23 protein-coding genes are annotated in these 24,127 nt (G+C 58.8%); 17 read left to right on the forward strand and 6 right to left on the reverse strand.

Annotated elements, in window-relative coordinates; all coding sequences use genetic code 11:
• Positions 1–144 precede the first annotated feature (144 nt).
• The 3 genes from ASD03_RS10600 to ASD03_RS10610 form a co-directional block, all read right to left on the reverse strand.
• Positions 145–1,077, reverse strand: a complete 933-nt coding sequence (locus ASD03_RS10600; RefSeq protein WP_244494211.1) for a nucleotidyltransferase and HEPN domain-containing protein — start codon at positions 1,075–1,077, stop codon at positions 145–147.
• Positions 1,078–1,400: 323 nt separating this feature from the next.
• A complete protein-coding gene (locus ASD03_RS10605; RefSeq protein ID WP_057213309.1) occupies positions 1,401–2,225 on the reverse strand; it encodes a transporter substrate-binding domain-containing protein in 825 nt (274 codons plus the stop codon).
• A 146-nt stretch (positions 2,226–2,371) separates the two neighbouring features.
• The gene (locus ASD03_RS10610) at positions 2,372–3,301 is read right to left on the reverse strand and encodes a LysR family transcriptional regulator (RefSeq protein WP_025429815.1); all 930 of its coding nucleotides are present in this window, start codon (positions 3,299–3,301) and stop codon (positions 2,372–2,374) included.
• A gap of 151 nt (positions 3,302–3,452) precedes the next feature.
• Here ASD03_RS10610 and ASD03_RS10615 point away from each other — a divergent pair, with 151 nt between their 5' ends.
• The 17 genes from ASD03_RS10615 (at position 3,453) to ASD03_RS10695 (ending at position 21,482) form a co-directional block, all read left to right on the forward strand.
• On the forward strand, positions 3,453–4,634 hold the full coding sequence (locus tag ASD03_RS10615) for an FAD-dependent oxidoreductase (RefSeq protein ID WP_057213311.1): 1,182 nt from the start codon (positions 3,453–3,455) through the stop codon (positions 4,632–4,634).
• Positions 4,635–4,666: 32 nt separating this feature from the next.
• Positions 4,667–4,897, forward strand: a complete 231-nt coding sequence (locus ASD03_RS10620) for a 2Fe-2S iron-sulfur cluster-binding protein (protein ID WP_244494622.1) — start codon at positions 4,667–4,669, stop codon at positions 4,895–4,897.
• Positions 4,890–6,245: an FAD-dependent oxidoreductase gene (locus tag ASD03_RS10625; RefSeq protein WP_057213312.1), complete on the forward strand. Its 1,356-nt coding sequence runs from the start codon at positions 4,890–4,892 to the stop codon at positions 6,243–6,245. The genes ASD03_RS10620 and ASD03_RS10625 overlap by 8 nt, the downstream gene beginning before the upstream one ends.
• 41 nt (positions 6,246–6,286) lie before the next feature.
• The gene (locus ASD03_RS10630; RefSeq protein ID WP_244494623.1) at positions 6,287–7,639 is read left to right on the forward strand and encodes an aldehyde dehydrogenase family protein; all 1,353 of its coding nucleotides are present in this window, start codon (positions 6,287–6,289) and stop codon (positions 7,637–7,639) included.
• Between the two features lie 12 nt (positions 7,640–7,651).
• Positions 7,652–8,395 carry a dihydrodipicolinate reductase C-terminal domain-containing protein gene (locus ASD03_RS10635; protein WP_057213316.1) on the forward strand — a complete coding sequence of 248 codons (744 nt, stop codon included), beginning with the start codon at positions 7,652–7,654 and terminating at the stop codon, positions 8,393–8,395.
• 22 nt (positions 8,396–8,417) lie between these two features.
• Positions 8,418–9,335: a 4-hydroxy-tetrahydrodipicolinate synthase gene (dapA, locus tag ASD03_RS10640; protein ID WP_057213319.1), complete on the forward strand. Its 918-nt coding sequence runs from the start codon at positions 8,418–8,420 to the stop codon at positions 9,333–9,335.
• Positions 9,336–9,525: 190 nt separating this feature from the next.
• A complete protein-coding gene (locus ASD03_RS10645) occupies positions 9,526–10,191 on the forward strand; it encodes an amino acid ABC transporter permease (protein WP_025429808.1) in 666 nt (221 codons plus the stop codon).
• 17 nt (positions 10,192–10,208) lie between these two features.
• Positions 10,209–10,982, forward strand: coding sequence for an amino acid ABC transporter ATP-binding protein (locus tag ASD03_RS10650; protein ID WP_081788989.1), 774 nt, complete (start codon positions 10,209–10,211; stop codon positions 10,980–10,982).
• Positions 10,983–10,997: 15 nt separating this feature from the next.
• The gene (locus ASD03_RS10655; protein WP_234907856.1) at positions 10,998–12,116 is read left to right on the forward strand and encodes a saccharopine dehydrogenase C-terminal domain-containing protein; all 1,119 of its coding nucleotides are present in this window, start codon (positions 10,998–11,000) and stop codon (positions 12,114–12,116) included.
• A 572-nt stretch (positions 12,117–12,688) separates the two neighbouring features.
• A complete protein-coding gene (locus ASD03_RS10660; RefSeq protein WP_057213321.1) occupies positions 12,689–14,104 on the forward strand; it encodes an MFS transporter in 1,416 nt (471 codons plus the stop codon).
• 14 nt (positions 14,105–14,118) lie between these two features.
• Complete coding sequence (locus ASD03_RS10665; RefSeq protein WP_025429763.1) at positions 14,119–15,642, forward strand: FGGY family carbohydrate kinase; 1,524 nt, start codon at positions 14,119–14,121, stop codon at positions 15,640–15,642.
• Positions 15,643–15,709: 67 nt separating this feature from the next.
• Positions 15,710–17,389, forward strand: coding sequence for a glycerol-3-phosphate dehydrogenase/oxidase (locus ASD03_RS10670; protein ID WP_057213323.1), 1,680 nt, complete (start codon positions 15,710–15,712; stop codon positions 17,387–17,389).
• Positions 17,390–17,391: 2 nt separating this feature from the next.
• Positions 17,392–18,942: an FAD-binding oxidoreductase gene (locus ASD03_RS10675; protein WP_025429761.1), complete on the forward strand. Its 1,551-nt coding sequence runs from the start codon at positions 17,392–17,394 to the stop codon at positions 18,940–18,942.
• A 4-nt stretch (positions 18,943–18,946) separates the two neighbouring features.
• Positions 18,947–19,552: a glycerol-3-phosphate responsive antiterminator gene (locus ASD03_RS10680; RefSeq protein WP_198956874.1), complete on the forward strand. Its 606-nt coding sequence runs from the start codon at positions 18,947–18,949 to the stop codon at positions 19,550–19,552.
• A gap of 3 nt (positions 19,553–19,555) precedes the next feature.
• Positions 19,556–19,855: a putative quinol monooxygenase gene (locus tag ASD03_RS10685; RefSeq protein ID WP_057213325.1), complete on the forward strand. Its 300-nt coding sequence runs from the start codon at positions 19,556–19,558 to the stop codon at positions 19,853–19,855.
• A 38-nt stretch (positions 19,856–19,893) separates the two neighbouring features.
• A complete protein-coding gene (locus tag ASD03_RS10690; protein ID WP_057213354.1) occupies positions 19,894–21,051 on the forward strand; it encodes an iron-containing alcohol dehydrogenase in 1,158 nt (385 codons plus the stop codon).
• Between the two features lie 152 nt (positions 21,052–21,203).
• On the forward strand, positions 21,204–21,482 hold the full coding sequence (locus tag ASD03_RS10695; protein WP_025429757.1) for a type IV secretory system conjugative DNA transfer family protein: 279 nt from the start codon (positions 21,204–21,206) through the stop codon (positions 21,480–21,482).
• 532 nt (positions 21,483–22,014) lie between these two features.
• Here the strand turns inward: ASD03_RS10695 and ASD03_RS10705 are convergent.
• The 3 genes from ASD03_RS10705 to ASD03_RS10715 form a co-directional block, all read right to left on the reverse strand.
• Positions 22,015–22,608, reverse strand: coding sequence for a mobile mystery protein B (locus tag ASD03_RS10705; RefSeq protein ID WP_025429755.1), 594 nt, complete (start codon positions 22,606–22,608; stop codon positions 22,015–22,017).
• 4 nt (positions 22,609–22,612) lie between these two features.
• Positions 22,613–22,954: a mobile mystery protein A gene (locus ASD03_RS10710; RefSeq protein WP_063978367.1), complete on the reverse strand. Its 342-nt coding sequence runs from the start codon at positions 22,952–22,954 to the stop codon at positions 22,613–22,615.
• A gap of 370 nt (positions 22,955–23,324) precedes the next feature.
• Positions 23,325–23,618 carry a hypothetical protein gene (locus tag ASD03_RS10715; RefSeq protein ID WP_200951689.1) on the reverse strand — a complete coding sequence of 98 codons (294 nt, stop codon included), beginning with the start codon at positions 23,616–23,618 and terminating at the stop codon, positions 23,325–23,327.
• Positions 23,619–24,127: the final 509 nt, after the last annotated feature.

A 24,127-nucleotide genomic window follows, 5' to 3' on the forward strand; every position in this document is an offset into this window, starting at 1 on the left:
GGCATAACATCGAAGTGGTTTGCCACGAACCCGAGGCAAAACACTTCCATCGAGGGGACACTCAGGGCCGGCTCTACCCACTTGCGGCCGCCCTTCATGTCAAACGCTGCATGTCTGCTTCCAGACCCAAAAGCCGACAACGGATCAACGCCCTGACTTTTCCTCGGCGATTTCGCCATCCAGCGTGATCAGATGACTTTTGCAGACCGCTTTTACCAGCCCGTGAAGAACCTGCGTACGCTCAATCAGGAAAGAAAGCGCCTCTTCGCTTATCTGGTAATGCTTGGAGTACCGCGCCTTCACATAGGCCTCATTGATTGTATTGAACCAGGCCGAATAGCGCTGCCGGTCTTGTGGCCAGGCGTCTGCGAGCCGCCGGTCCAGATCTTCGGCAAAACCGCGCAGGGACCGCAGGTTGTGCGTCGGTGGACCGTAGTTTTTCAGCACGAGAAGCACAGTTGAGTAGGCATGCTCGATCGCTTGATGGAGCTGGAACGCAGCGAGGGCGACGTCGCCTTCGGATATGCAAAACCGCGCAACCTTGAGGAAGCCTATGGCATGCGGAAGTCGGCTTTCATAATGTTCGCGTGCGATCTTGAACTGCTGTTCAAGGCTGATCGGCCTCGGTTCCACCAGCGGCTCACTATCGAGCTCGTAAAGCACAATGCCTTGCTGGCGAATGTCGCAGAAGAAGTCCTTTCCGCGCCTGAGCTCCTCGTTCACCTCACGGCGAGAATGCACGATGAAGGACACCTGCATGCCCTTCAGGATGCGGTCGTTCAGAAGCCGGTCAGCAGCGTTGTTCCAGTATGCGGTGAAATCCGTCAGCTTTCGATTGTTGACGATCACCAGCAGGTCGTAATCGGAGCGATAGCCTTTGCCAATGTGCTCCTCATCCACCCAATCGCCGCGCGCATGACTGCCAAAGAGAATGACCTTGAGGATCCGCCCCTTTTTCTTGAACTCCGCCGTGCCCTCCCTCAACGCATCCTCGAACTCTTCGCGCAGGATTTCGACCGCACGCGCGAGTTCCCGCCTCTTGGCATCAGGCAAGTGATCGAGGCTGGATTTCATCATTGTCGAAAAGAACTTTCGCTTCGCGGGCGATGGGCCCACCCGATTTTAGCCGGTCAAACGTAGTGCGCAACCCAGACGGGTCGAGTTCCCGCCGTCATCAACAAACAGTCAGTCCTTCGCGTGGGGATCCGTCGGTCAAGTTGGTGATAACTTGCCCAAAAGTGCCGGCGAATTCAACGAAGCAACCGTAATGATTTCTTCGCATTAGCTTCACAATCGGCGGTCAGCACTTGACGTGGACGAATTTTGCACCGTCGCTCGCAATCGACCCACCAACTCAAAACCCTGCTCAGTACTGGTGTAACTGAGCAGGGTCACCGTCGTCAGCCGCCGAAGCCGAAACCGACTGGCATATCTTCAAGGGCAATGCCAAAAGGCTCAAGGCTCTTGACGATCCATGTCTGATTGTTGCCGATGCGGCGGTTGTACTCAGCCCAGGCCGACACAAAGGACTTGAAGGTCTCGTCGGAACCGTAGTTAAGTGCGATGACCGAAGGCGTGGCCAGAACCGGGGTTGGCACGTTGACGCCTCCAACCGCCGGGGCCTTCTTGGAAATCACCAGGCCATTAAGCATAGTGTTGACGAGACCGTCGGCCTTGCCCGTCGTCACAGCGACGATCGCCTCGTCACGCGTCTTGAAGCGAAGGATGTTTGCCTTCGGCAGATACTGTTGCGTGATCAAGTCCTGAGCTGAGCCGAGGTCGACGGCGAAGGTGTATTTCGGATCGTTCAGTTCGCTCCAGGTCTTGTTATTGACTTCATCCTTGGACGACACGACCACAAAGCTGTTGTAGTAGGTCGGATCGGAGAACGACACGGACATCGCCCTCACAGGGGTTGCGGTGACCGCAAAAGCCATATCGACCTTGCCGCTTTGCACATCGAGGATTGCATTCGACCAACTCGACTCGACCACTTCAAGCTTCACATCAAGCGTTCTGGCGATGTCGGTGGCCATATCAATGACAAATCCTTGCCACTCTCCTGTGCGCGGATCCTTGTTGAAATAGGGAACTTCATTGAGGATCGCGGGGATACGAAGAGCACCACGCGCCCTTATATCCTCGATCGTACCAGCAGACGCCGTCGTTCCCAGCAATGACAGGGCGACGGCGGCGCAACTACAGATTTTCGCAATAACATTCATTCTCGGTTCTCCATATTCCCCTGTTTGATTTTATCAGTCATGCGCCTTCTTTGGTCCTTGCGACCGCGAGCAGGTTACCGCGCAGTCAGCCGGGGACAATGCTAGAGAATCGACCACGCTTATCCCGTTTTTTGTAGGTTGCCGGTTTACGGCGCTGCAGGAGTGAGTTCGCCGCTGCGCGGAGGATCCAGGACGGGGCCGACCAGCTCTGACTGACATTCCTCAAAAAGCTGCTGTACCGCCGGATGCTTTTGCAGAAAGCCTGCACTACCGAAGTACACGCGGACCTCCGGCAGGTTTGCCAGCTTCGTGCTGACGATGGTTTTGTCTTCCGGCAGGACGCACCAGGACGGGATGATTGAAAAGCCCATACCCTCCTCGACGCAGCGTTTCACGCTGGAACTTCCCGAGGTAGAGATCACGGGCTGGACGACGGCTCCATCGCGACCGAGGAAGTCGACCGCAAGATTGCGCAAAGTCTGACCCGGCTCATAGGTGATGAACGGCCGATCCTTCGCCCATAACGGGATGTCCTTCTGCTCCGGTGGCGCTCCCCATTGACAAGGATAGACAAGGCTGAGGTGATAGCTACCCAACAGCCGCTGCGGCACGACCGGGTCACCGAAGTACCGCTCCGAAATACACACATCCAGGCTTCCGTTCTTGACAAGCTCCGCCAAGACCGTATCGCGCTCATAGACGGCGAACTCCATGTCTGGAAAACTCTCGCGAAATTTCGAAAGCACCTTTGGAAAAAGGTAGAAGAAAATTGCTTGCGGCATTCCCACACGCAGCGATGACCGTTGGCTCTCGATCAGCTTGCTCAGCCGCTCCAGCATGATGTCCAGCTCGGGATGCAGCAGGTTGTACAGTGCGCGCCCCCTCGGGGTCAGCGTGATCCGCTTAGCACCCTGCTCGGAATCTATGAGCTTTCCGTTGAGCAATTGCTCCAACCGTCGAACATGGTTTGAGGCCGACTGATAGCTCAAGTTAAGCTCCCGCGCCGCACCGGAATATGACCCGTATCTGGCGACCTGGTAGAACGTCTGGATGAGCGTGAGGCTGATTTTGGCCATAACTGTATTCCCCCGCCCTGAGGATTAAGGGGCCCTTCGTTAGTAGCCGATACAAATTTCGTGAACAAGCAACGGCGTCTTCTTGTATCGACGCCAGCCGCCGGCAGCCCGCAACATAGGGCGAGTTAGAAACAGTGCCGGTTCAACAACGATGCCATTTGCACAGCCATCTTCCGTCGTCATAGCCGGTTCCGGAATCGTCGGTGCGGCGGCGGCCTATTTTCTTGCGCGCCGCGGAGTGAGGGTCGACCTGTTCGATGCGGATGTTCCGGCATCGCAGGCCACGGGAGCAGCCGACGGTGCGGTTTCCGTGGCGAGCAAACGCCCCGGTCCGATGATGGAGGCGGCGCTTTGCGGCATCGCGCTCTATCGCCAGCTGGCGCGAGACGGTCTGTTTGCAGATTGCTTCAAAAGCCGATCGACCTTCATCGTCGCAACCTCCAAGGCGGAGTGCGATGTCCTTGAAGCCCACTCGAAGGCACTTGTAGGTGCTGGCGTGCGGACGGCGACACTTGCCCCGCAGGCTGCCCGCAATCGATTTCCCGTACTGTCGCCGGACGCGTTGATGATCGTCGAGGTGCATGATGAGGGTCACGCGATCGGCTATCAAATCGTGCACCGCTTCCTCACAGCTGCCGGTGTCGTTGTTCACCGCGGCCACGCTGTTGAGAGCCTGCTTCTTGCGAGTGACGGCAGCCGTGTCGAGGGTGTCGCCACGGCGAAAGGCGACGTCAGAGCCGACGCAGTGGTCGTTGCAGCTGGCACCGGATCGGCCCGATTGCTCGGTATTGAACACGCCCTTATCCCACGCAAGGGTCAGCTTCTCATCACCGAAAGGGCGCGCGCACTGAACGCGGCCATGCCCGGGGCGATCATGTCAGGGCGATATCTGCTCAGCAAGGGCAGCCAAAATGCCCCACAAGCCAAACTCCCGAAGGGACTGGGGCTTGTCATCGACCCCCTGCAAACGGGGCAGTTCCTGATTGGAGGAACACGCGAAGATCATGGGGACCGCCGCAACAATGACATCGACGCGGTATCGCGGATCTTGCGAGATGCCGTCGCCCTTGTGCCGGGCCTTGCCGATGTGAGGCTTCTGCGCAGCTTTGCCGGAGTCCGCACGGCGGTGATCGATGGGCTGCCACTGGTCGGGCGATTACCGCATCTCATAAATGCCTATGTCGCGACCGGCTTCGAGGGCGACGGCATTTGCCTCGGGCCGATCACCGGAAAGGCAATTTCGCAGATGGTCTGCGGGGAGACGCCGGATATGTCGCTTGCGGCATTCGACCCTGCACGGTTCGGGAAAAGTGAGACCGTCGCATGGGCGTGAATGACATGAACGGTCCCAGAACGTTGCGCTGGATGTCGCAGGATATCCCGTTTCGCCAAGGTGAAAGCGTCGCGGCAGCACTGGAGGCAGCCGGGATCACGAGCTTCGGCCGCGACGCCGTTGACCGCGAAACCCGATATTTTTGCGGCATCGGTGCCTGCCAATGTTGCCTCGTCAGCATCAATGGCGTCGCTACGGAAGCCTGCCTTACCCCGGCATGGGATGGGATGGTGATTGTTGGATTGGAGGTGGACCTTGACTGATCTGGACATCATCGTTGTTGGAGGCGGGGTTGCCGGGATTTCCGCCGCCCTAGAGGCAAGCGGATCTGGCCTCTCAGTCGAGATCATCGAGCAGCGACCGAATGTCGGCGGCGCGATATATCGCCAACCGATCGACGGCGTTGAAGCCGTACCTCAGCCCCGCACGGCACGGGCTCGATGGAAGGCCCTTTTTTCCGCCTATCGACAATCGGGCATTCGACTGCGCCACTCCTGTGTCTTTCTCGGCATCGACAGTGATGGGCTCGTCCTCGTCGAGGATCGCCTTCACGGCGCCGTCGTGCATCTCAAGGCGCGCGCGGTCGTGATCGCAACAGGGGCAATCGAAAAGATACTGCCTCGTCCAGGCTGGGAACTTTCGGGCGTTTCCACCGCCGGCGGGTTGCAAGTCATGATGAAGGAAACAGGACGACCGCCGCACGGCAGAATCCTACTTGCCGGAGGCGGCCCGCTTCTTATCGCAGTCGCCGCGCAAATGGCCAAGTTGGGAAACCCGCCAGTCGCCGTCGTTGAAGCGGGCGATCCCATTCGGCACCCGCTGGTCACCTTTGGTCTGTTTGCTTACCCCAGACTTCTGAGCGAGGCATTTTCCTATCTGTGCGAGATGACGGCAAACCGAACCCCTTGGCTGCGAGGCTGTGTCCTCACAGGGGTTCGGCGATGCGACACGGGCCTGGAGGCGACGCTGCGTGATCGGAGAGGTCAATCACAGACGATCATAGTCGATCGTGTCGGCCTCCACGACGGCGTGAGATCAAACCACTTCGGCCTTCCCGATGTCGCTATGAAGGCGGACGCCCGACCAATCATCATGAGGGCTGGCGACTGCCGGGAAGCGCTCGGTTCGATCGCAGCAGAAGCCGATGGCAGGCGCGTGGGGCGCCAGGTGGTGAACCTATTGTCCGGTAAAACGCGCGCACTCAAGGACGTCGACGCCGCGATCGCACAACAGCGTCGCGCTCAGAGCCTGCTCTCAGCGCTGTTTGCGCCGGTTGACCCCACCTCCCCGCTGGCCACCCTTCCTGACGAGACTATCTTGTGCCTCTGCGAAGGCCGCACGATTGGGGATCTCCGGCTGCTTGCACAACGGAGCGATGGCCTCTCCGGACGTGAAGTGAAACACAACGGCCGATTTTCGATGGGGGTCTGCCAAGGGCGCTTCTGCGCCGCAAATGTTGCCGAAGTGCTGAACCTCATCAGCCCGTCGCAAGCGCCAGCAGCGGCCAACGATCTGACGGGCCAGCGCTGGCCCATCCGCCCAGTATCCATCGGCGCTTTGACGCGCGCCATTTCCCAACACAATTCGAACGACGAACGAGGTTCCAAATGACGTCCCTGCAGAAAATCGCTCCCACCCCAGCTCGCCCGATCATGGTCCGTAATCCTTTCGACGGGCAGATCGTCGGCGAGATTGCGGAGCATTCCGGAGCGGACGTCGCCGCCACTGTTTTGCGCGCCAAGACGGCGCAGCGCGAATTCCGATACTCCACGCCTGCGGTTCGGCGGGCACTATTGAACGCCCTGGCAGCCGAGATTGCCAAGGACGCAGAGGACCTGGCCCGGATCATTTCATCGGAAATGGGCAAGACGATCCGCGAAGCGCGCAACGAGGTGCGTCGCGCCCAGAACACGTTGAAGCTCTCGGGAGATGCGGCAACATTTCTCGACGGTGAAGCACTGCATTGCGCGATCGTGGAAGGGGGTGTCGATCGTCTTGCCACAATCACATACGAGCCCGTTGGGGTCATCGGCGCCATTACGCCTTTCAACTACCCGCTCAATCTTATGTGCCACAAGCTCGGGCCGGCCATTGCCGCCGGCAACGCGGTCGTCGCCAAACCTTCGCCAAAGGCTCCGCTGGCCGCTGCCCGCCTCTTCGAACTCACGCAAAAGGCAAACTGGCCACGCGACCTTTTCCAGGTCATCCATGGCGGCGCGGACTGCGCCCTGTCGCTAGTCCATGCTCCGATTGATCTGCTTTCTTTCACGGGGGGCCCGCGCGCCGGTCTCGCGCTCAAGAATGCCAGTGGTCTCATCCGTTGCCTGATGGAGCTCGGGGGCAACGACCCGCTGTTCGTGCTACCCGACGCTGATTTGGACAAGGCTGTCGCAACTGCGGTTGGCCATCGTTTTGAAATCGCCGGCCAAAGTTGCGCAGCCGTGAAGAAGCTGTACCTCCATAAAGACATCGAGCAGGTGTTCACGCAACGCCTCCTCGCCGCCGTCGATGCCATCAAGTTCGGCGATCCGTCGAACGACGACTCAGACATGGGGACGGTTATCGATCTGCCGGCGGCCCAGGAGGTGGCACAACGCGTCAGGGCCAGCGTTGCCGGTGGCGCGAAGCTGCTGACCGGCGGCAATCACGAAAACACGCTCTTCTCGCCAACCGTAATCTCTGACGTCGAACCGAATTCCGCTGTTATCGCCGACGAGACGTTCGGTCCTGTTATCGCCATCCGCAGCTTCACCGATCCAAACGCTGCAATTGCCGAAGTCAACGCAGGAGCCTTTGGCCTGCAGGCCGGCGTTTTCACCAACGATCATGCGCTAATCAAGACGTTCTCCCGCGAACTCATGGTTGGTGGTGTCATGGTCAACGAAGGCCCTGATTTCCGCGCGGAGCACGTCCCGTTCGGCGGCGTCAAACGCAGCGGTCTCGGCCGTGAGGGCGTTCGTATCGCCCTTCGGGAGATGTCGGAGCAAAAAGTGGTCATCGACTGAGGAACAGCCGCTATGCGCATCGGAATCGTTGGAGCCTCTGGACGGGTGGGAACACGGCTCGTCGAAGCGGTTCTTGAAAGTCCCGGGCTCGAATTGGCAGCGGCCCTGGTGTCACCGGGATCTCGACTCGTCGGGGTCCCTGTAGCTGGCGGCAGCATCGAGTATCGTCCCGCCGAAGCAGCGATGAAAAGTCATTGCGACGTCATGATCGACTTCTCCACGCCTGCTGCAAGCATGGCGCTGCAGCGAGACATCGGGACCAAGGCAATTCCCATGGTTATCGGGACAACGGGCTTCTCAAGAGAAGACGATGCACTGCTGGACAAATGCAGCATGCATCGCCCGATGATGATCAGCGCCAACTTCGCATGTGGCTTTGAAGCCTTCAAGCGATCGGCATTGGCGTTTGCCTCCAGGATGCCGGGCGCAGAGATAACGGTCTTGGAAACCTACCACGCCCGCAAGAAAACCGATCCCTCGGGAACATCCCGCCTTCTGTCGGCACAGTTGCGAGCCGAGCGTAGCCGCGTCATGGGCTTCGATGCACCTGAGCCGTCGATCGCGGTTAACCGCGAGGGCGACACCGTCGGCATCAACGAAGTTCGCTTCGACATGGGCGCGGCCGAGGCGGTGTTCTCCTATCGCGTGCACACGGTCGCTGCCTACGCCGAAGGGGCCATTGCGGCCGCACAATGGCTGGTCTCGAGCGCCGTTTCCCGTGGCCGATACACTTTGGCAGACAGCTTGAACGACTGACAATTTGAGAGAGGAAACCGAAATGACAGCACTTTCAGATCGCTTCAAAGGCGTATTTACCGCCCTGGTTACCCCCTTTAGGGACGGTGGCGTCGACTACGCATCGTATGACGCGCTTGTTGAACGACAGATTGCTGCCGGCGTATCCGGCCTCGTTCCCGTTGGAACAACAGGAGAAGCAGCGACCCTTTCGGATGACGAAGCCGTCGACGTCATCGCTCGCACTGTTCGGATCGCGGCCGGCCAGGTCATGGTGATGGCCGGCGCCGGCGCCAACGACACGACCAAGACGGTCGACAAGATCAAGCGTGCAGAGGCCGCAGGCGCAGATGCCGTGTTGATCGTGACGCCATACTACAACAAGCCGAGTCAGGCTGGACTGATCGCGCATTATGGTGCTGCCGCGTCAGCAACCTCACTGCCGATGATGCTATATTCGGTGCCCGGCCGCTGCGGCGTGGAAATCGCGCCCGAAACCTGCGCAACGCTTGTCGAAAGGCACGAGAATGTCGTCGCCATCAAGGAGGCCGGCGGCACGGCGGCTCGGGTAACCCAGCTGCGTACAGCCTGCGGCGACCGGCTTGTCATTCATTCCGGTGACGACGGCATGACGTTGCCCTTCCTTTCGCTCGGCGCCGTGGGGGTGACAAGTGTCGTTGCCAACATCGCACCCCGCGAGATGGTGGCGATGGTCGATGCCTGGCATGCGGGCGAAACCGTCAAGGCGCTGGCGCTTCACGAACTGATCGCAGAGCTGACGGACGGCATGTTCATTGAATCCAACCCGGGCCCTGTCAAAGCTGCTCTTGCGCTCGCCAATCTCGCAGGTCCGGAAATGCGATTGCCGATGGTTCCCATTTCAGATGCAAACCGGAACAAGCTTTCCGGCATTCTCAATCGCTTCGGGTCCGCAGCTACCGCCTTCCAAGAAATGCGGTAAGGCTCACCATCAGCTTTGCATTGTCCCTACGAAATGGACAGACGAGTATCGCGTGTCGGTCCCTGCCGATCTCAGGAACCGACACCACAGACCAGGGGAACACTATGTTTGCGAGCCCACTTGATAGCCGGTGTCCTGACTTGGACCGCGGCAACTCAACGCATCCGCGGCGGCCAGACAGGAGAACGAGATGAGCTATAACTGGGACTTTCATTCCGTCTGGCAGTATTACGATCTTTTCCTCTGGGGGCTCTGGATCACCGTTGTCTACACTTTCAGTTCGATCTTTTTCGGCGTCATCATCGGTTTCATAACCTGCGCGGCACGGCTGTCTGGCTGGAAACTCCTGAACCTCACGGCCCGTGCCTACCAGGAAATCTTCCGGTGCACGCCGCTTTTGGTTCAGTTGCTCTGGTTCTACTATGCGTTCCCGCTGCTGATCGGGGGCTCCGTTGACAATCGTGTCGCGGCCATGCTGACGCTCTCGCTCTATGTCGGTGCGTTCTATGCGGAAATCTTCCGCGGCGGCATCGTTTCGATCGACAAGGGGCAGCGAGAGGCAGCCGCCGCGATCGGCATGAGCCCGATGCAGTCTATGAGCCGGATCATCCTGCCACAGGCGCTGAAACGCGTTCTGCCCTCCTTCATCAACCAGTCAGTCATTCAGTTCAAGAACACCTCGCTGGTCTCGGTCATCTCCGTCGCCGATCTCGCCTATATGGCCGCGGTCGTGAACGGCCAGACCTATCGTCCGCTCGAATCCTACACCGTGATGGCCGCACTCTACATCGCCATGCTCCTGCCTTTGACGCAGGCAGCGGACTGGATCGAAAAACGCCTCAGGGTCAGCGACTAAAGGAAGAGAGCCCGAACATGATAGCGAACTCCCAAACATCTGACCCTATCCTCGAGGCCCGCGGCCTCAGAAAAAACTACGGAGCTCTTGAGGTCCTCAAGGGGCTGGACCTCAGTCTTGCACGCGGGGAAGTCGTGGCATTGATCGGCCCTTCCGGGTCGGGCAAGTCAACCTTCATCCGGTGCCTCAACATGATGGAGACGCCGACTGCCGGCGAGATCCGCTTCCGCCAGCAACAAGTCGGCGACCGTTTCAACGACCGGGGCACAAAGATCGGCATCGGCAAGCTGCGCCGGCATGTCGGCATGGTTTTCCAGCACTTCAACTTGTTTCCCCACAAGACCGTCCTGCAGAATGTGACCGAGGGGCCGATTATCGTGTGCAAACGCCCGCCGCGGGAGGCCCGAGAGCTGGCGATGGACCTTCTCGGCCAGGTCGGCCTTGCCGACAAGCATGCCGCCTATCCCAACCATCTTTCGGGCGGCCAAAAACAGCGTGTTGCCATCGCCCGTGCCCTTGCCATGGAGCCGGAAGTTCTTCTGCTCGACGAGGTGACGAGTGCGCTCGACCCGGAATTGGTCGGCGAAGTTCTCGCGGTCATACGCAATCTTGCCGACAAGGGTATGACCATGGCGATCGTGACGCACGAAATGGCCTTCGCGGCTGATGTTTCCGACCGGGTTCTCTTTCTCGATCAGGGAGTTATTGCCGAGACCGGCACGTCCGATGAAGTCATTCTCAATCCGCAGAATCCACGGCTGCAAGCGTTCGTGTCGCGGTTCAAGGGATAAGGTGCCATGCCCAAAATGAAAGTGACCATCGTCGGCGCCGGCAATATCGGGTCGGCCCTGGCGTCGATCTTGGCCGGACCTGAGGAATTTTCGATACAGGTCCTCGACCGTTCCGAAGAGGCCCTGGATAGGTTGGAAGACCTGAACATCGCGGCGGAGCTGCGCACCTACACGCATGACGAAGAGCTGCAGAAAATCCTCTCGGACCAGGATGTGGCTGTCGCCGCCGTCCCGCAAAGCATTGTGCCGCAGATCGCAACGGCTGCGGCTCGTTCGGACACGCACTATCTCGATTTCGTTTGCGCGACGCCGGAGACGCTATCCATTCTGGCTCCTCTGGCCGAACACCGAGCCGTCTTCACGGGGTGCGGGGTCTCGCCAGGCATTATCGGAAATGTCGCCTACGGCCTTCTTGAGGCCTTTGCGCCAGTCACCGATCTGACAATTCGGGTCGGAGCCATACCAAAGGTTTCCACAAACCGCATAGGCTATGGGCAAATATGGAACGTCGATGGCCTCATCGATGAATATACGCAACCAAGTGCGGCCGTTCGCGACGGCAAGGCAGTCATGCTATCGCCGCTCGAGAACTACGGGCATCTGAGCATCGATGGAGTGCGCTACGAAGAATTCGTGACATCAGGTGGTCTTGCCGATCTATCGATCTTCGGTGATCCGGGTCCGAAGAACGTCACGTTCAAGACGATCCGATACCCGGGACATCTCGATTACATGCGTTTCCTTCTCGATGATCTGGGCCTGCGCAATCGTCGCGACGCGTTAAGATCACTCCTTTACAACGGTTTGCCGATCGTCAAAGACGACGTGCTCTTGCTGGTCGTGACGGCAAGTGGATATCAGCGGCAACGGCCGATCGAACGCACTGTTTGCCACCGGTTTTCGCCAATTCCGGTGTCAGGCAGATTGAACGCATTGACGTCGGTTGCCACGGGGTATGCCGCAACGTTGTTGGCAATGTTGTACAGAGGAGAAATTCCGCCCGTCGGCTTCGTCCCTCACCACGCGATCAATACCGAGACACTCCTGTCGAGTCCGTTTCTTAAGCCATTGATACACCCCGGCATTGCTGCAGACCAACTAGCCTATTTGATGCGACCATGCGGCTTTAGCTAACGCGCAAGGATGGCGTGTCTGTCGTCAGAGCTGGCCGTGAACCCAGCCGGTACTTGCTAAGCACGATTTTGCGAGACCTGCAGGAACAGTTCTTGTTCTGGCCCCCACTCGATTGGACGAACCTTTATCGAGACCGCGATTGGAAACGCTCTTATCGCGAAATCCTGCAGCCAATGCGGAGACCCGTGGTCGGATATGCGATTTTACGCAATTTGCTTTGCTCCATCCGGGCACCTCGCCACTCGGTCCGCTCGCTTTCGCGAATTCGCGCTTCGCGCGATAAGTCGAGGTCGGCCCAGCTAATTCTGCGCGAACAAGGGCGTTCCCCTTGATACATTACGCGATTTTGTTGCGGCAACATCGTCGCCATATCGTTCACACTGGCGAAAGCATCCGTCGACGCATGAATTTGTTTGGCTGAATCTGTAGTCGCTTGACAAAGCAATCGAGACGCGTTCTATTCCGCTTGCAGACTAAAGATGTAAGACTATCTGCAAGATGGTCTTACTGTGTCTGGTTCCTGGCAAAGTGTCCTCTTGCAGATGTCATAGCGACGTTGGGAGGACGCCGTAATGCACGGAAGCAAGATAGCCCTTAGGGGCGTTCCAGATATTATTTCCCACATTGATGCGAATGACGGTATTCGAGGCCGCGCCGGTGTTATCTGGTGGCTCGCCCTCGGTGGCCTGTTCCTTGATGCCTTTGCCAATTCTGCCCTGAGTGCCGGCCTTGGACCAATGACACGCGATCTAGGATTGGATGCGGCGCAGGTCGCTCTGATGACGTCCTTCGCCTCGTGGGTGTCGATTGCGTTCAATCCGATCGGTGGCTGGATGGCCGACCGCTGGGGCCGCATGCGCCCGCTGATCCTCGCAAAATTGATCGCGCTCATTGGGGCGGTACTGGTGATGACGGCCCACTCCTATGAAGTCATCCTTCTGGGACGGTTCTTTGTTGGCGCCGCCTACGGTATCGATTTTGCTATCGCCATGGCTGTGCTTGCCGAATTCACGCCGGCGCGCCTGCGCAGTCGCCTCAATACCTGGCAGGGCATCTGGTACACCGCCGTGTGCACAAATGTGCTTCTCGCCATGCTGTTTTACAGCTGGGACGTGGGCGACTCGATCTGGCGCTATTCCGTCGCTGCAACCGGCGTCTTTGCTTTTGCGATCATGATGCTGCAACTGGTGTTCATGGTTGAAAGCCCGATCTGGCTTGCCCGCAAGGAGCGGCTGGAAGAGGCTGCCCGCGCGATGACCCGCATCTATCGTCGTGATTTCATTGCTGCCGTGCCCGAAGACCGTTTGCCGGTTCTGAATCAGGCCCGTCGCGGCATTGCCAATGTCGCCCTGATTTTCCGTGGCATCTATCTGCCGCGCACCATTCTTGCCGCGACCGTCCAGATCGGACAGTCGATTCAGTATTTTGCCGTGGGCTGGTACTTGCCGCTCATCAGTGCAGCGCTCTTCGGCAAGGATTTCCTCTATGCCATGACGGGTACGCTGGTGTTCAACGTATTCGGCATCATCGGCGGCTTCTCTTCGCCGGTCATCGGCCGCGTACTCGGCCTTCGCAAGGCTTCGGCCATCGGCTTTGGTGCGGTTTTCGTCATGCTGGTCATCATGGGCCTGTTCCACGACACTATGCCGATCTGGCTCGCGATCATCGTGCCTTCGCTGTTCATCCTTTTCCACTCCGGTGGTCCAGGCGCAAATGGCAAGAGCCTGTCGTCGCTGTCGTTCCGCAGCGAGCTGCGCGCAGGTGCCAACGGCGTTATCGGTGCGCTTGGCGCCATGGGGGCGGCCCTCGGCTTGCTGGTCTTCCCGATCTTCCGTGAGACCTATGGTCTCGGCACGACCTTCCTGATCCTTTCGGTGGTTCCGCTGATTGCCTGCATCATCTGCTCGGTCATTCAATGGGATCCGACCCGCACCACGGTCAGCCCGGACGCCGAACCGGATGCACCACAGTTCGAAGGCGACAAGTAACAAGGGAGGGGAATGTGAACGGACGCAGACAGGTCATTCTGGCCATTGACGAAGGAACGTCCGGAACCCGGGCCGCGCTTGTCGCGGCCGACGGTTCGGTCTCCGCCGTCAACTACACTACGCTTGCCGTATCTTCGCCGCGTCACAACGTAGTGGAGCAGGACGCTGATGTTCTTTTGCAAAAGACCATCGACGTCTGCGGCAAAACGATTGCCGCGGCTCGAGATACGGGCCTAGAAATTGCAGCAATAGCAATCGCCACGCAACGCGCAACCGGTGTTTTGTGGGATACCGAGTCCGGCCGGGCGCTGGTTCCAGCCATGGTCTGGCAGGATTCCCGCTATGCCGACGAGCTGAAGCCGCTTGGAGCTGTCTGGGATGCGAAACTCGTGGCGCTCGCAGGGCGCCCGGTTGGTGGACGAGCGATCTATCTATGGGCTGCGCGCCATATGCAAAAGACGCCCGCCGTGCGTGAGGCATGGAAGGCAAGAAGGCTTGCCTTCGGCACTGTCGACAGCTGGCTGCTTTGGAACCTGTCTGAAGAACGGAAAGCCGTCACAACACCGACCAACGCCACATCCGCCGGCGCCTATGTCCTCGGTGAGCATCGCTATTTCACCGACTGGATAGAGGCGCAGGGCTTTCCGGTGGAACTGTTGCCTGAACTGAAGCAGGACGCCGATGATTTCGGCTACACGAGAAAGGAAGTCCTGGGTATTCGCGTGCCGATCAAGGCGTCGTGCGGCGACCAGTTGGGCGGACTTGTCGGTCTTGGCTGCCACGATGCCGGTCTGGCCATGTGCGTGCACGGTACGGGCAGTTTCGTCGATCTTGTGATCGGAAAGCAGACGCCCAAAAATCCCGGCCTCTATGAGGCGACGTTCACCATGACGGCCTGGCGGAGCGACAATCTCTCGCATTTCGCGGTCGAGACCTATGCCGCCACGACCGGATCGGCGCTCAACTGGCTTTGCAATGAAATGCGCTGGTTCGAGAATGCCAAAGAGGTTAGCGAACTGGCTTCGACGGTTTCGTCTTCCGATGGTCTCTTCTTTATGCCGACGCTGACGGGATTGCGCCAGCCGAACATCGTGCCGGATGGCAGAGCATCGCTGACCGGGCTTTCTTTGGCCCACAGCCGGGCGCATCTCGCGCATGCCATTCTGGAGGGCATTGCACATTCGGTTGTTTCCTGTGCTGAGGCGAGCTCGGAGGTAGCAGGCGTTCCGGTTCGGGAAGTAGTGGCTGGCGGAGGGCTTTCCTCGAGTGATGCGCTGCTGCAGCTACAGGCTGATCTGAGCGGGGTTCCGGTGCGGCGCATGGCGGATCAGGATCGTGCCAGCCTACGTGGCACCGCGTTTCTGGCTGGCAGCGAGGGATTGCTCTGGAGCGACCTTGCGGAGGCTCGCGCCACGCTACCCGAAGGCAATCTTTTCATCCCCAAGGCCAGCGAAGCGGAAAGACAGGACCGTCGAGCCCGATGGCATTCCCTTACGGATGAGGAAGTCGCACGCGTTCAATCCGGTCACTACCGCTAGTTTTTTTAACGCGCATTTTTCCGAGGAACGATCACACTTTTCGGAATGCGCTCCAACAGGAGTTGAAATGCTGAATCTGCGCTCCCGGCGCGCGGACAAGGAACGCGCCCGGATGATCCGCACCGAACCACTAAGGTTGAACCGGTCGGAACAGGAAGACCGTCTTGCCGCTGAAACCTACGATATTCTGATCGTAGGCGGCGGCGTGACCGGTGCCTACTGTGCCTTCGATGCAAGTCTGCGCGGCTTTCGTGTCGCGCTGATCGAGAAAGATGATTTTGCATCAGGTACATCGTCAAAATCATCCAAGATGGTGCATGGCGGCTTGCGCTATATCGAACAGGGTAATCTTGGGCTCGTGCGCCATTCTCTGCTTGAACGCCAGCGCCTCAGGCGTAATGCAGGCCATCTGGTTCAGCGCTTGCCTTTTCTGTTCCCTATTCTTGAACGGGATGGCGTGTTCGATGCGCGCTTCGCCAAGGCGTTTGAAGGGTTACTCTGGACATATGACCTGGCTGGAGGCTGGCGCGAAGGCATTCTGCACCAGAAGCTGACCGCCGCCGAAGTGCTGGCGCATTGCCCGACTTTCAAGGACGAATATCTGCGCGGTGGGCTCATGTACTTCGATGCCCGCGTTGATGATGCACGCTTGACGCTGGCGCTTGCCCGCTCTGCCGGCTTCCATGGAGCTACGGTTCTCAACCACTCGAAGGTCGCCGAGATTACCCGCAGTTCGGGGCGGGTCGACGGTGCAATCGTTCACACCGTTGAGGGCAAGGAAATTAGGGTGCACGCCAAGACCGTCATCATGGCGACGGGGGTGTGGCTACGAGACTGGATGGGGCTTGGCAAGGACGGCGAAAAGCCGTTGCATGTGCGCCCAGCCAAAGGCGTTCACGTGGCGATCCCTTGGTTGAAGATTCGCAATGACTGCACTGTAACGGTGCCGGTGCCGGGTCGCAGCCGCCGTGCGACAATCACGCGCTGGGGCAATGTCTCCTATCTCGGAACGACCGACGAGGATTACCAGGGAGATCTTGACGACGTGCATTGCACGCGTCGCGAACTCGATTTCCTGATCGAAGGCGCCTGCAGCGCGCTCAATATTGACCTGACGCCGGAAGATGTCGTCGGCAGCATTGCCGGGTGCCGCCCGCTGGTGGCCGCTTCATCAGGTGGCAGCACCATGGACGTCAAACGCGACCATTCCGTGCATGTTGCGCCTGACGGCCTCGTCACGATCGTGGGCGGCAAGCTGACGACCTCTCGCCATATGGCCGAACAGACGGTGGACGCCGCCGCGAGAGTTCTCGGCGACCGCCGCCGCTGTACCACGAAGAAGGCATTTCTGTTGGGCGCTGCCGGCTATGACGCGCAAGCAATCGTGGCGTCTGGCGGTATGGAGGCGCATCTGGGCGAGCGTTACGGCACGGAAGCGCGCTTTGTGAGCGATCTGATCGCGGCGCGCCCGGAACTGGCCAAGCCGGTTGTGAATGGCTTGCCCTATACCGGCGGCGAAGTCGTCTACGCCGCGCGGCACGAGCTTGCCCGGACAATCGACGACGTGCTTTCGCGCCGTATGCGTGCCCGTCTGATGGCGCGCGATGCCTCGGCCCGCGCGGCCGCGAAGGTGGGCGCCTTGCTGGGGGAGGAACTTGGTCTTCCCCAGGCCGAAATCGACCAACAGGTCGCCGCCTATATTGCCGCGACCGAAAAAGAAAAGTCCATTCTCACAGGAGCGAACTGAACATGATCAGCAAGGAAGCCATCAAGCGCGGTTACAATCGCGGAAATTATGTCGTCGGTGCCCCGACCCAACCGCACTATGCCGGTAACATCACCGAAATTGGCACCAAGGCCGATCTGGCTCAGAATGCCGTTTCAGTCGAAGCTGCTCTCGTGAAGAAACTGCGCGAGATTGCAGACGAGGTTATGACCGAGCGGGATGATCTCGTCGTGAACACTCGGGACTGGTGGGCCCGTACGATGATCGCGGAAACGAGTGGAAAGCCCGCGACGGTTGATGGCGTGTTCGTCCGTGTTTCGACGGTTGAGCAGGTGCAGGCTGTCATGCACCTTGCGCATGAAGCCAAGGTGCCTGTCACGGTTTCTGCCGGGCGCTCCAACGTCACGGGCGCGGCCCTGCCTCTGCGCGGCGGCATCGTGCTCGATGTCTGCGCACTCAATCGCCTTGTAAGCTTCGATCCCGATAGCCAGATCGTTGAAGTTGAAGCTGGCATGTTCGGCGATATTTTTGAGGAAACCATCCAGCGCGACTACGGCATGACCATGGGACATTGGCCGTCCTCGTTCGGTATCAGCACTGTCGGAGGCTGGATCGCCTGCCGCGGCGCGGGCCAGCTTTCCACTCGCTACGGCAAGATTGAAGACATGGTCTACGGCATGGAAGTCGTGCTGGCCGACGGTTCGCTGGTGACCGTCGGAAACTATGCCCGCGCGGCCGTCGGGCCGGATCTGCAGCAGCTCTTCATCGGTTCGGAAGGCACGCTCGGCATCATCGTAAGGGCGCGCCTGAAACTGCATCGCCTGCCGGACTATGCCCGCGCCATCGCATTTGGCTTCAAGAGCTTTGCCATCGGTCTGGAAGCCTGCCGCCGTATCATGCAGGGCGGCGCCAATCCGGCAGCGTTGCGTCTTTATGACGAGCTGGAAAGCGGTGTGCAGTTCGGTTTGCCGGAAAGCAACGTGCTGCTGATTGCCGATGAAGGCGCGAAGGAAATGGTCGATGCCGTGATGGCGATCAGCGAAAAAGTGTGCGCCGAACTCGGTGACAAGCTCGATGGCGATACTATCTTCGAGAAGTGGCTCGATACGCGTTATCTCACCGGCAAGAGCGCCGAGGGCTTCAAGCGCAGCCGAGGCTTTGTTGCAGATACGCTGGAAATGACCGGCTGCTGGCGAGATCTTCCCGCAATCTACGACGAGGTTGTTGCCGCCATTAACGCAGTCCCGGGCACACTTGCTGGTTCGGCGCACCAGTCGCATGCCTATGTCGATGGTGCCTGCCTCTACTTTTCGCTGCGCGGCGACGTGGATGTGGAAAAACGAGCCGAGTGGTATCGAGCTGCATGGGATGCTGCCAACGCTGTACTCATCAAATATGGTGCGGCATTGAGCCATCATCACGGCGTTGGGATGCTGCGAGCGCCCTATATGAAGGACGCATTGGGATCAGCATTTCCGCTACTGGAGACCGTGAAGCAGGCACTCGATCCGGACAATCTGCTCAACCCCGGCAAGCTCGGACTTTCGCTCGACATGCCAAGAGACGGGAATTAACGGAATGACATTGGACAGGACGATTGGCGAGCGGCTTTTGCGGGCGCCAGTCATGGCAACGCTATATGGTGTCGATAATGTTCAGGCTTTTCTGGACAGCAAGGCGGAGGTAGGCATCGTCGCCAACATCGCTTTGCGACATGTTGCGGAGGTGCTGAGTGCGCTTAAGAAAAGCAACAAGCTGATCGTTCTGAACATCGACAGTTGCGAGGGCCTGTCACAGGACAAAGGAGCCATCGAATTCCTTGCCGACATAGGCATTTCGATTTTGCTTTCGACCCGCGTCCCAACAATCCAGAAGGCTGCGCAATGCGGCCTTCTCACCATGCAAAAGGTCTTTGTGACAGACCGCTCCACCTGGCCTCGTAGTGTTAAAGCGATTGCGCAAAGCGCCCCCAACTTGGTGCAGCTGATGCCCTCGCCGATGCTCGACTACCTAGGGATGGATGAGAAGCGGAAGCTGCCGCCGATCGTAGCATCCGGCTTCGTCTGTAACGAGGCCGACGTCGAGACCGCTCTATCGCGCGGTGCGGTCGCCGTCTCTTCAAGTAACAAGGCGATCTGGAATTTCAAGCGTTCGAAGATGCCACCTCATGGTCGCCAAAGGTAGGACATGCCCAAGACTTTTTATCAGGTAATCGCGTACTATCACTCCAAACCCGGTTGTGGCGATGCTGTGGAGGCCAGACTTCACGAATTGGCGATGGCCAGCCGAGCCGAGAGTGGGAACATCGCCTACGCGTTTTATCGGTCGCCGGAGAACACCGATCATTTCGCGATTCTCGAAGAATACGTCGATGAAGCTGCCTTCGGCGCTCACCGCTGCAGCGCGCATTTCCAAACGATTGCATTGGAGAAGATCGTGCCAATGCTCGAGACACGAAACGTCAAGGGATTTGTGTGTTCGCGCTGACGGTCAGTGACCAAGTCTACACGAATGGAATGACCATCATGAAAAACTTTGTCTTCAATACCGCCAAATCAATTGTTTTTGAGGCGGGCGCCAATGCGCGCATCGCCGAGATTGTCGGACTGACGCTTGGTCCACGTGTCGTGCTCGTGACTGACAGGGGGCTGCGCCGCCTTGGCCTCATCGATCCCGCGCTGGCATCGTTCGCGAAAGCTGGAATTGAGGTCGCTATTTTCGATGACATCGCTGTCGACCCACCAGAATGCAACGTCCAGGATCTCGCGGCCTTCATCACGGCGTGGGGGGCAACCGGCGTGATTGCCATCGGAGGGGGCTCGCCGATGGACGTGGCCAAGGTGGCGTCACTGGTCGCCAAGACCGGCCAATCGCTCAACGAGGTATTCGGGGTAAACGTTGCGAAGGGACCGCGCATGCCGCTGGTTCTTGTGCCGACCACAGCCGGCACCGGTTCCGAAGTTACGCCGATCGCGATCATAACGACCAACGGAGCTGAAAAGAAGGGAGTTGTCTCCCCACTCCTGCTTCCGGACATTGCGATTCTCGACGCCGAACTGACACTTGGCCTGCCGCCGACGGTGACCGCGGCGACTGGCATCGACGCTATGGTGCATGCCATCGAATCCTATGCGTCTGCTTCCCCCACGAACAATCCGATCTCCAGCGGCCTGTCCAAACAGGCACTGCAATTGCTTGGTGCCCACATTCGCGAAGCTGTATTCAATGGTCATAATACTGTGGCACGCGGCGCGATGCTTCTCGGTTCGCTGCTTGCAGGACAAGCCTTTGCTAACTCGCCGGTCGCTGCCGTGCATGCGCTAGCCTATCCAATCGGCGGGCATTTTCACGTACCTCACGGGCTCTCCAACGCATTGGTACTAACGCATGTGCTTCGTTTCAATCTTCCGCGGGCGGCAAATGCGTACGCTGAAATTGCGGCTTACGCTTTCCCTGATTTGGCGCAACTGCCCTTCGAAACGCGGGCGACTGCCTTCATCGATGCGCTCGATCAGCTTGGCAGAGAGCTGAACATTCCACGGACACTGCGGGAGGTGGGCATTCCAAGACATGCCTTACCTATGCTTGCGCGCGAGGCGATGAAGCAGACCCGTTTGCTCGTGAACAACCCTCGAGATGTTACCGAAGCTAACGCGCTGGCGATCTATGAGGCTGCTTTTTAGCAGTTACTTCGAAGCCTAGAAGTTCGATTTTCTCGAGAAGCGAAGTGATCGAAAAAATGCGCAGTCGCAAAGCACCTGACGCGAGCTTCCGAAGTTCTCCTTGATCGCCGCCCTGAGATTTTGGACCAGATGAATACGGTCAGCCACCTGGCGTGCTACAGGTTTTCGGCGTCAACGATATCGAGACGGCCGAGCTGATCGCGCGCAGGGTCGGCAAGACGGATGTCAATTACATCACCCGGCCATGGAGCGAAGGCAAGAACTCGTCGTCCGAACACATCTCGCCTAGTGACCTCATCAACGCGGATGAGATCATGCGCGTACCGGAAGGCAGGATGATCCTGCTGAGACAGGGGCAGCGGCCGGCCTGGGCCAAGAAGCTTCGATATTACGACGACCCGGAAATCACAGGCCCGTATGATCCGTCATGAATGACGGGACAGACCGGCGTCGCCAACTTTTGTTCCTTGTAGGTCCGAGATATCATCGGCCGTGACATCGCCGGAATGCTGTCCTCGAGAGGCCAGCAAAAAAGAACGCACCAGGCGCCGGCAGCCTCGCGGCCAGAGCCAGTTCGCGCGTGGCTTGACCGGTTAAGAGCCTCGTTTCGGAGGATCAGCATCGCGGCGGCCAACGGCCGGGATCCGGCAAGCCTAGGCCCGGCAAGTCACTCCGCTTGATCGTTGGGGCGTGGCCAACGATTTGAACAAGGGCTTGTCCGGCCCTCATTGCAATGGAGCGCGCGCAACGTTCGCGTGCTCTGAGGACTTGTCCGAAGATCGGTCCGCAGCCCAGCTGCGGGCCGCTTTTGATATGCATGATTTCGTCGCCATCCCTCACTCGGGGGATGGAGCGCTCCGCATCCGCAATGGCCTGCAACTGCAACTGCGACTGCGTGAATGTCTTCATGTCAGTCCTTTCTCGCTTCCAGTTTGAGAAGCTCACCTACCATTTTCGAAACACTCATGAGCGCGCGAACTCCAGCAAGGGTCCGATATCGTGGTTATCGGCCGCCCGAAGTGCAGCAACATAACGGGCTCGGGTCTTGCCCGCATCGACCAGATTTGCCCGGCCCCAGCTAAATGGCGGTCGTCCAAGCTGGCGCCCGAGCAGATCGCCCGCCAGGCGAGAAAATCGGCCGTTTCCGTTTGGGAAGGGATGGATTGCCACCAGCCTGTGGCTGAACCGGACAGCGATCTCGTCGGGTGGAAAGGTCTCGTGTTCGACCCAATAGCGCACGTCGTCAGCCACCTGCCTGACATCCATTGCAATGCGATAGGCATCGACGCCGATGTTTCTAGGTGTTGTCCGGTACTGGCCAGCCCAATGCCAAACGTCCCCAAACATGCGGCGGTGCAACTCACTGAGGAATTCCTGGTCGAGCAGGTCCCTTTTTCGCGACGTCGCCCATCGCAAGCCTTCGCCGATGTTAACTTGCTCGGCCTCGTTCAATTCGTGCCGCAAGGTGATGTAGGAGGGAATGAGCTGCTCCCGTTCCTCAACGGTTAGCGGCGTATTTGCTTCATCGTCGTCCTGGAAAAGAGGGTCCTCCTCCATAGAGTCAATCCTCTTCCCACAGGCGTCGCCCAGCGTCTGCAAGCAAAGCGTCGATAAGCCGGCGACGTTCGTCCTCCAGGTCCGACTTGATCAACGCCTGGTTTTCCAGACGCATCGTATGATCGAGTCGCGTCATCTCCTCACCGACCTTTTCGGCCGCGCGCTCGCGAAGGATATCGTCAAGCGGCTTGATCGGCACGAAAGCGTAGACAAAGGTGCAATTCATTGCCGCGGCCGCTTCCCGTAGCGTCCTGATCGTTGTCGCTCCCGAAACTTCAGCCTTCTCGATCGCCGGTATGCGGGACGGAGCGGCACCCATGCGCATGGCGAGCTGGCGCGTAGTCATGCCGAGGGCCTCGCGGATTCGAACAAAATAGCATATAAAAATGAGCAAAGATATCCGTATTGAGCATTTAAAAGTATTCAGCTTGAGTTAGAGCGATCACAAATATATGCGCAATAGCTCAGCAGCTAGGTCCTGATAGCCGCGAGTTTCCAGCGATGGACAATCGGCCGAGCTGTCGTTGGAGAAGCACCGCCGCCAGAGAGGCGAACGATGAGACCCTTGCGCCGAGCCGCTGAAACCGGCATGTCGCGAATTGAGGAGAGGCAGCATGGTACAATTCTAGGACTGGTGCGATTACAACGACACGCCTGTCGGAAATCACTACATCCGGGTCATGAGAGGTCGCGGAGCCGATGAGCAGGTCACCAGTTCAGGTGCGTTCAAAGCCAAGCACGAAATCGACAACCTTCGACGATGACATTTCGCAGGGCCTCAGGATGGTGCGCGCGTCAGAGAGCACATAGAGGTTGAAACTGACGACATCCGCTCCGCCCAGCTCTTCGCCATACCGCCACACTCGCCTCCAATCGGCCGAGCGCCTGACGGTTGCACTCCATCGGCGGCCCTGGAAAATTCCGTGCACGTAGCCCTCGGGAAGCTCCGCAAGCGCCTTCTCGAACTTAACCAGAAACGCAGACGACAGCTCGGACGCCGACTGCGTCATGGCGCCAGGCACTCGTCACAAATGCCACAACCGTCGGCGTCCATCCACGATGCCGAGGGCCACAGGTCAATTCACCAAGCCGATATCTCCACCCTCAGGGGCGCAGTCCAGATTGTCGATCGTTATCGACGATATTGGTCAGGTCAGCCGATATCGAGTTGTCCAGCCGAAAGTGCTGCCAACAGCCTTGTCAATGCCCGCATGAACAAGCGACACTTCATGGGTCGGATTTGATCGTATGAAGATCGATCCATGCCCTTAGCGAGATGGGTCGGCTAGAAAAGAACGTCGCGAACCAAGTCCGAGGCCGAAGGAATCTTCCTCGCGCCCTCAAAAAAAAACGGTCGGGCAAAGGCTCGCCACTTCTGTTTGTTCGAACTGCTCCCTCAGCCTCCAAAGACGATCAGCAAGTCCTTGGCATCGATCTGGTCGCCGGCGCGCACCAGAACTTCGGCAATCGTGCCGTCCTTCTCCGCATGCAAGGCCGTTTCCATCTTCATCGCTTCGAT

Origin of the sequence: Ensifer sp. Root127, from assembly GCF_001425225.1 — a bacterium.
GTDB classification, from domain to species: domain Bacteria; phylum Pseudomonadota; class Alphaproteobacteria; order Rhizobiales; family Rhizobiaceae; genus Ensifer; species Ensifer canadensis.

Bases quoted from the DNA above. Each gene is read 5' to 3' on its own strand.
- ASD03_RS10600 (WP_244494211.1), bottom strand. From the start codon at position 1,077: ATGATGAAATCCAGCCTCGATCACTTGCCTGATGCCAAGAGGCGGGAA.
- ASD03_RS10605 (WP_057213309.1), bottom strand. From the start codon at position 2,225: ATGAATGTTATTGCGAAAATCTGTAGTTGCGCCGCCGTCGCCCTGTCA.
- ASD03_RS10610 (WP_025429815.1), bottom strand. From the start codon at position 3,301: ATGGCCAAAATCAGCCTCACGCTCATCCAGACGTTCTACCAGGTCGCC.
- ASD03_RS10615 (WP_057213311.1), top strand. From the start codon at position 3,453: ATGCCATTTGCACAGCCATCTTCCGTCGTCATAGCCGGTTCCGGAATC.
- ASD03_RS10620 (WP_244494622.1), top strand. From the start codon at position 4,667: ATGTCGCAGGATATCCCGTTTCGCCAAGGTGAAAGCGTCGCGGCAGCA.
- ASD03_RS10630 (WP_244494623.1), top strand. From the start codon at position 6,287: ATGGTCCGTAATCCTTTCGACGGGCAGATCGTCGGCGAGATTGCGGAG.
- ASD03_RS10635 (WP_057213316.1), top strand. From the start codon at position 7,652: ATGCGCATCGGAATCGTTGGAGCCTCTGGACGGGTGGGAACACGGCTC.
- dapA (WP_057213319.1), top strand. From the start codon at position 8,418: ATGACAGCACTTTCAGATCGCTTCAAAGGCGTATTTACCGCCCTGGTT.
- ASD03_RS10645 (WP_025429808.1), top strand. From the start codon at position 9,526: ATGAGCTATAACTGGGACTTTCATTCCGTCTGGCAGTATTACGATCTT.
- ASD03_RS10650 (WP_081788989.1), top strand. From the start codon at position 10,209: ATGATAGCGAACTCCCAAACATCTGACCCTATCCTCGAGGCCCGCGGC.
- ASD03_RS10655 (WP_234907856.1), top strand. From the start codon at position 10,998: ATGAAAGTGACCATCGTCGGCGCCGGCAATATCGGGTCGGCCCTGGCG.
- ASD03_RS10660 (WP_057213321.1), top strand. From the start codon at position 12,689: ATGCACGGAAGCAAGATAGCCCTTAGGGGCGTTCCAGATATTATTTCC.
- ASD03_RS10670 (WP_057213323.1), top strand. From the start codon at position 15,710: ATGCTGAATCTGCGCTCCCGGCGCGCGGACAAGGAACGCGCCCGGATG.
- ASD03_RS10675 (WP_025429761.1), top strand. From the start codon at position 17,392: ATGATCAGCAAGGAAGCCATCAAGCGCGGTTACAATCGCGGAAATTAT.
- ASD03_RS10680 (WP_198956874.1), top strand. From the start codon at position 18,947: ATGACATTGGACAGGACGATTGGCGAGCGGCTTTTGCGGGCGCCAGTC.
- ASD03_RS10685 (WP_057213325.1), top strand. From the start codon at position 19,556: ATGCCCAAGACTTTTTATCAGGTAATCGCGTACTATCACTCCAAACCC.
- ASD03_RS10690 (WP_057213354.1), top strand. From the start codon at position 19,894: ATGAAAAACTTTGTCTTCAATACCGCCAAATCAATTGTTTTTGAGGCG.
- ASD03_RS10705 (WP_025429755.1), bottom strand. From the start codon at position 22,608: ATGGAGGAGGACCCTCTTTTCCAGGACGACGATGAAGCAAATACGCCG.
- ASD03_RS10710 (WP_063978367.1), bottom strand. From the start codon at position 22,954: ATGACTACGCGCCAGCTCGCCATGCGCATGGGTGCCGCTCCGTCCCGC.
- ASD03_RS10715 (WP_200951689.1), bottom strand. From the start codon at position 23,618: ATGACGCAGTCGGCGTCCGAGCTGTCGTCTGCGTTTCTGGTTAAGTTC.